This is a genomic window from Collimonas sp., assembly GCF_044339385.1.
Lineage (GTDB): Bacteria > Pseudomonadota > Gammaproteobacteria > Burkholderiales > Burkholderiaceae_D > Collimonas.
Genome location: NZ_JBIIVN010000164.1, coordinates 1 through 5405, shown reverse-complemented (window position 1 = coordinate 5405; position 5405 = coordinate 1). Strand labels below are relative to the sequence as shown.

At 54.4% G+C, this 5405-nt stretch carries 7 protein-coding genes and 1 pseudogene; 2 read left to right on the top strand and 6 right to left on the bottom strand.

Features of this window, described 5'->3' with window-relative positions; translation table 11 throughout:
* The first annotated feature begins 127 nt into the window (after window positions 1-127).
* The gene (locus ACIQ0R_RS10900) at window positions 128-688 is read left to right on the top strand and encodes a GNAT family N-acetyltransferase (protein ID WP_395827178.1); all 561 of its coding nucleotides are present in this window, start codon (window positions 128-130) and stop codon (window positions 686-688) included.
* An 11-nt stretch (window positions 689-699) separates the two neighbouring features.
* Here the strand turns inward: ACIQ0R_RS10900 and ACIQ0R_RS10895 are convergent, their stop codons facing one another.
* Complete coding sequence (locus ACIQ0R_RS10895; RefSeq protein ID WP_395827176.1) at window positions 700-1539, bottom strand: SirB1 family protein; 840 nt, start codon at window positions 1537-1539, stop codon at window positions 700-702.
* 118 nt (window positions 1540-1657) lie between these two features.
* Window positions 1658-3208 (bottom strand): murein biosynthesis integral membrane protein MurJ, encoded by a 1551-nt coding sequence (gene murJ, locus ACIQ0R_RS10890; protein WP_395827174.1) that lies wholly within the window; start codon window positions 3206-3208, stop codon window positions 1658-1660.
* Between the two features lie 308 nt (window positions 3209-3516).
* Here murJ and rpsT point away from each other — a divergent pair, with 308 nt between their 5' ends.
* Complete coding sequence (gene rpsT / locus ACIQ0R_RS10885) at window positions 3517-3783, top strand: 30S ribosomal protein S20 (protein WP_395827171.1); 267 nt, start codon at window positions 3517-3519, stop codon at window positions 3781-3783.
* Between the two features lie 276 nt (window positions 3784-4059).
* On the opposite strand, the gene ACIQ0R_RS10880 is transcribed toward rpsT, so the two are convergent.
* The 4 genes and pseudogenes from ACIQ0R_RS10880 to ACIQ0R_RS10865 all read right to left on the bottom strand — a co-directional run.
* Window positions 4060-4521 carry a DUF192 domain-containing protein gene (locus tag ACIQ0R_RS10880; protein ID WP_395827167.1) on the bottom strand — a complete coding sequence of 154 codons (462 nt, stop codon included), beginning with the start codon at window positions 4519-4521 and terminating at the stop codon, window positions 4060-4062.
* A gap of 137 nt (window positions 4522-4658) precedes the next feature.
* Window positions 4659-4862, bottom strand: coding sequence for a hypothetical protein (locus ACIQ0R_RS10875; RefSeq protein WP_395827164.1), 204 nt, complete (start codon window positions 4860-4862; stop codon window positions 4659-4661).
* Window positions 4863-5031: 169 nt separating this feature from the next.
* Window positions 5032-5268 (bottom strand): annotated as a pseudogene (locus ACIQ0R_RS10870) (pseudouridine synthase); the annotation flags it as partial.
* The coding region (locus ACIQ0R_RS10865; RefSeq protein ID WP_395827161.1) for a hypothetical protein at window positions 5205-5405 on the bottom strand (201 nt) is incomplete at its 5' end. The pseudogene ACIQ0R_RS10870 and the gene ACIQ0R_RS10865, both read right to left, overlap by 64 nt.

Genomic DNA, 5405 nt, shown 5'->3' with positions numbered 1-5405 from the left:
GCAAGATCAACAGCAACACCAAGAGCAACAGAAAAACCGGGACAGCGCCGCGCAGCTGTATTGGAGGCAGGAAGTGCTTCTTAAACTATGCAGATATTTGTCTGGACAGATGGGTCCACTTTAGGTGATGACCAATCCAACCGAATTTCCATCTCTCCAAACTGATCGGCTGTTATTGCGCGAAATCGTCGCCTCGGATGCCGATGAACTGTTGGCCATTCATGGCGATGCGGAGCTGATGCGCTGGTTCGGCAGTGATCCGCTCACGGATATCGCTGCCGCGCATGGCCTGATCAAGGCTTTTGCAGGATGGCGTCAGCAAGAAAATCCAGGCGTGCGCTGGGGCCTCCAGATCAAAGAGCAGCCGCAGCTGCTCGGCACATGTGGATTGTTTCGTTGGGATCGCAACTGGCGCAAATGCGTGCTCGGCTATGAACTCGCGGAACACGCGCAGAAACGTGGCCTGATGCTGGAAGCTTTAACTGCGTCCTTGTCGTGGGGCTTTAAGCACATGGATTTGAACCGGGTCGAAGCGCAGTTTCACCCGGACAATCATGCTTCGCTCAAGCTGGTGAAACGTCTGGGCTTTGTCGAGGAGGGGCGGTTGCGTCAGGCCGGTTATTGGCGCAATCAATATCACGACTTGCTGCAAGTCTCGCTGTTGCGCAGCGAGTGGTCTCGCCGCTGACAGCCAGTGTGTCAATTCAGACGGCGGCACGCCTCCCGTAATTGCCCAGCTTGCTGTTGCAATTGCTCAGCATCGGCCGCTTGCGGCCGATGCGCTAAATAATTTTCCAGATCGTCCAGCGCAGCCTGTGGGTTATCCAGTTGTGCATATGCCAGGCCGCGATCACGCCTTTCTTCGGCATCGTCCGGCAGCAGAATCAGTAGCCGCTGCTGCACTCCTAGTAAGCGCTGCCACTCCCTGTTTTGCTGGAATATCGATTTCAGGTTACGTAGCATGCGGACCAGGATGTCGTGCGGATGAGCGACCTGCAGATAAGTCGCCAGGGAGACCCGCTCGGCATTGTTGCCGCTGGCCAGATAGGGTTCTAGCCTTTCCTCCAGTTGCTCGCGTGACAGGCTGACGCCGTTGGCGGGATCGATCATGATATCGCCCGACGGGATGGTCAGCTTCATCAGGAAATGGCCGGGGAATGACACGCCCTTGACCGCAACGCCGAGCTGTTGCGCCAGCTCCATGTACACCAGCGCCAGCGAAATCGGGATGCCGCGTCGTTTGGCAATCACCCTTTGCAAATAGCTGTTGTCGGCGTCGTAGTAATTATTGACGTTGAGCGCAAATCCCAGTTCCTGATAAAAGAAATGATTTAGCAGGCGCAACTTCTGGATCGCTGATGCATTTGTCGGCAGGCGTTGCCTCAGGGTGTTCGCAAAACGGTCAAGCTCGTTTTGCGGCGCGTCGAAATCCAGCTTGGGATAAGCATCCTGAGCAATCGCCAGCGCCGCCTCAAACAAGGGCACATCATTGGCTTGCTGCACCAGCGAGGTAAAGTAGTCCAGAGATGTAATCGTCATAACGCTATGCTAGTGGACTGCCACAACCAAATCAAGAGCGGCTATCAGGTTTCCGGAGTGCATCCGGTGCGTATCTTCGCAATAGTTTGGAGATTGCTGAATGTGCAGTCCACGTTGCTTAATGCGCAATCCGCTTGAAGTCGCGGAAGCGGAAGCCCATCGCCAGCAATGCCCCAAAGTAGGTCGCGCCGCAAGCCCCCATAACCGCCAGTAGCGCGCCAACGCGTAGCAGCGAATTGGTATGTGGGCCGACCCAGTTGAATTGATTGGCGCTCCATAGCGCAACCGCCGCCATCAACAGCAACGCCGTAAACAGTCGCACCAGATATTGGATCCAGCCTTTTTCAGGTTTGTAAATGCCGCGCCGCATCAGGCTCCAGAGCAGGAAGCCGGCATTCAGGCAGGCGCCGATACTGATCGACAGCGCCAATCCCGCCACCGCGAAGAGCGGCACGAAGATGTAATTCATTGCCTGGGTGGCGATCAGCACGCCGATGGCGATCTTGACCGGGGTGCGGATGTCTTGTTTGGCATAAAAGCCCGGCGCTAGAATCTTGACCACGATCAGGCCAATCAGCCCGACGCCATAGGCGATCAGCACCTGGCTGGTGATGGCGACAGAAGCGGCATCGAATTTTCCGTGTTGGAACAGGGTTGCCGTCAGTGGTACCGACAACGTCGCCAGGCCGACCGCGGACGGCAGCGCCAGCAGAAATGTCAGACGCAGGCCCCAGTCCAGTAGCGAAGAATACTCGAGACGGTCATTGTCGGCGTTGGCCTTGGTCAAACTAGGCAGCAGGATAGTGCCCAGCGCCACACCCAGCAGGGCGGTTGGAAATTCCATCAGACGATCGCCATAGGTCAGCAGCGAGACGCTACCGTTGCCCAGCCGCGACGCAATGTTGGTGTTGATCAGCAGGCTGAGTTGGGCGGCCGATACAGCGAAGACCGCCGGCCCCATTTTTTTCAATACACGCTGAACCCCGACATCGCGCAAGCCGCTCATGGGATTAAATGCAATCCTCGGCAGCATGCCGATCTTTAGCAGTGCCGGGGCCTGTAACGCCACTTGCAGCACGCCCCCGACCAGCACCGCAAATGCCATCGCATAGATCGGATGCTCCAGATACGGCGCCACGAATAGCGAGGCGACGATAAAGGCCAGGTTGAGCAGCACCGAAGTGAAAGCGGGAATTTTGAATTCGCGCCAGGTATTGAGGATGCCGCCAGCCAGCGCGACGAAAGACATGAAGCCGATATACGGGAACATGATCCGGGTCATGAATACCGATGCCTCGAATACCTGCTCATTACCCGTCAAGCCGGAAGCGATGAAATAGACAAATACCGGGGTGGCGAGAATGCCGATGATGCAGGTCAGCACCATGGCCCAGATCAGGACGGTGGTGACGTGATCGACCAGTTGTTTGGTCACCAGATCGCCTTTCTGATTTTTATACTCGCCCAGAATCGGCACGAATGCTTGCGAGAAGGCGCCCTCGGCAAACAGCCTGCGCAGCAGATTGGGGATGCGAAAAGCGATGGCAAAAGCATCTGTATAGGCATCGGCGCCGAACGCGCGCGCATACAGGATTTCGCGAATCAGCCCAGTCACACGCGACAACATGGTCATGCCAGAGACGGTGGCAAGCGTTTTATGCAAGTTCATGGAGCGGCATTATAACGGCAGCAGAACGCCTGCCGTGGGTTCGCCCGAATTGCCTCGTGGCGTCTTGTCTTGGCTGCCGAAGAACAGTGTTACAACGGTGCGACGCAAAAAAGTTGTAAGAATGCGACAGTAGCTGACCGCCATCGCCACCGAAATGTGCCGTCTTGCGACAAAATTATTTCGGAAACAAGAGCAGTTTGCCTGTTTTTCAAAAGACGGTTATAATCCGTGGCTTTACAGAATTCTGCGTCGCGGTCTGGTTCGTTTATGCCGCGTAAGCATTCCCGACCTCGTTTTAGGAAATATAAATGGCAAATACCGCACAAGCACGTAAGCGTGCTCGTCAAGCAGTTCAGCAAAACCTGCATAACTCGAGCCAACGCTCGACCCTGCGTACAGCAATCAAAGCTGCTCGCAAGGCAATCACTGGTGGCGACAAGGCTGCTGCTGCAGTGGTTCTGCAAAACTCGGTATCGGTTATCGACCGTATCGCTGACAAGAAAATCACCCACAAGAACAAGGCAGCACGCCATAAGAGCCGTCTCAACGCAGCTCTGAAAGCGCTGGCAGCTTAATCGTATTTTCAGCTCGGCCTTGCCGCCTGCTTTACGGCTTGTTGTTGGATAAAGAAAAACCCTGGATGGTGTATATCATTCAGGGTTTTCTGTTTTATTTTGTTTTCAGTTATTTTGTTTTCAGTTATTTTCTTTTTGGCCATACAGGCTATTCGGCGGAATTGCCTGTTGCTGTGCTTGTCATCGCCATCATCGCTTTACCGTGAGGGCGATAGGAACCAAACGCCGCTGCCCTTTGGCGGTCGATCTCGCTGTTTGCTACTCTGGTTGTTCTGGTTATTGCGGTAAGCCTTCAATCACGGTGCCTGGTTTGATGTTCTTGCCCTTGAACCAGCCTTTGTTCATCTCCAGTGCGTAAGATGCTGCGCCGGCGGCGCAATGTGAATCCAGCGTTTGTGCCTTCATTTCTTCCACGTTCAGGATAACGCCCTTTTTGTCGATGAAAGCAACCGACAGCGGAATCAGCGTGTTCTTCATCCACATGCAGATGCCGGCCGGCGCATCGAATACAAAGACCATACCTTCATTAGGGCCCATCTTCTTGCGGAACATCAGACCTTGCTCCCGCTCTGCTTCACTGCGTGCAACCTCTGCTTTAATCACGTGGATACCGATGTTGAGAGGCTTGGTCGGGAGTGTTTGATATTCTTGCGCCGCTGCCGGTAGTGAGGCAAAAGCGCAAGCGGCGATGGATGCGGAAATGACTGCGGGGATGTGAATCAGGCGATTTTTTCTCATGTTATCAAGGCTCCTTTGGGTACGGCGATTATACAGAGAGCGAAATCGGCGGGAGGTGTACGGCGCAAGAGAATATTGTTTCAGGACGTAAAAAAAGGCAGGATATACCTGCCTTTCTATGGGAGCTAGTGCTGTAATTACTTGGCGGCAGGAGCGGCTTCAGCTGCCGGTGCTTCAGCTTTTGCTGCTTTCTTTGCCTTCTTGGCTTTGTGCGTGGTCTTCTTTGCTGTCGGTGCCGATGCGGCAGTTGCAGCGGCAGCCGGTGCGGCAGGAGCTGCATCAGCAGCGAAAACGGAAGTAGCGAACAGGCCGGCAACCAGAGCAGCGATCAGTTTAGTCATTTTGCATTCCATTCATTTAGCGAGTTAATCAAACCATGATTCAGTTGAATCACTACGATTAACGACACCCGAAAACAGATGGTTGACATTGTTTTCCAAAAAAATGGTTTATATGTTTTCAAATGTCTCTGTCGCGTCAGCGCAACTTGTTCCGGTAGCGTACCGAGTATTACTTTGCCGGTCTGCTCAGATCTGCGGGATCGATCTCAATTGATTCCCCGGGCCACAGAGGATGGCTTTGCAGTGACACCTGGCCAATCGCCACCCTGATCAGGCGCAACGTCGGCAATCCGACAGCGGCAGTCATGCGCCGCACCTGGCGGTTTTTCCCTTCGGTGAGAGTCAGCGCCAGCCAACTGGTCGGTTGGTCGTGGCGCTGACGAATCGGCGGGTCGCGCGGCCATAATCAATCCTGGGGGTGTAATTAGTTTTGTGTAAACGGTCATTTGGCAGGACACTGCCACCATAGAGGAAAAAATGACCTACGTAAAACGCACCAAACGGGCCAAGCCCGATCCTGAGTTGGTCAAGCTGGCGGACAGC

Excerpts from the sequence above, each read along its gene's own strand:
- ACIQ0R_RS10875 (WP_395827164.1), bottom strand. The coding sequence starts at position 4,862 with ATGACTAAACTGATCGCTGCTCTGGTTGCCGGCCTGTTCGCTACTTCC.
- ACIQ0R_RS10900 (WP_395827178.1), top strand. The coding sequence starts at position 128 with ATGACCAATCCAACCGAATTTCCATCTCTCCAAACTGATCGGCTGTTA.
- ACIQ0R_RS10880 (WP_395827167.1), bottom strand. The coding sequence starts at position 4,521 with ATGAGAAAAAATCGCCTGATTCACATCCCCGCAGTCATTTCCGCATCC.
- murJ (WP_395827174.1), bottom strand. The coding sequence starts at position 3,208 with ATGAACTTGCATAAAACGCTTGCCACCGTCTCTGGCATGACCATGTTG.
- ACIQ0R_RS10895 (WP_395827176.1), bottom strand. The coding sequence starts at position 1,539 with ATGACGATTACATCTCTGGACTACTTTACCTCGCTGGTGCAGCAAGCC.
- rpsT (WP_395827171.1), top strand. The coding sequence starts at position 3,517 with ATGGCAAATACCGCACAAGCACGTAAGCGTGCTCGTCAAGCAGTTCAG.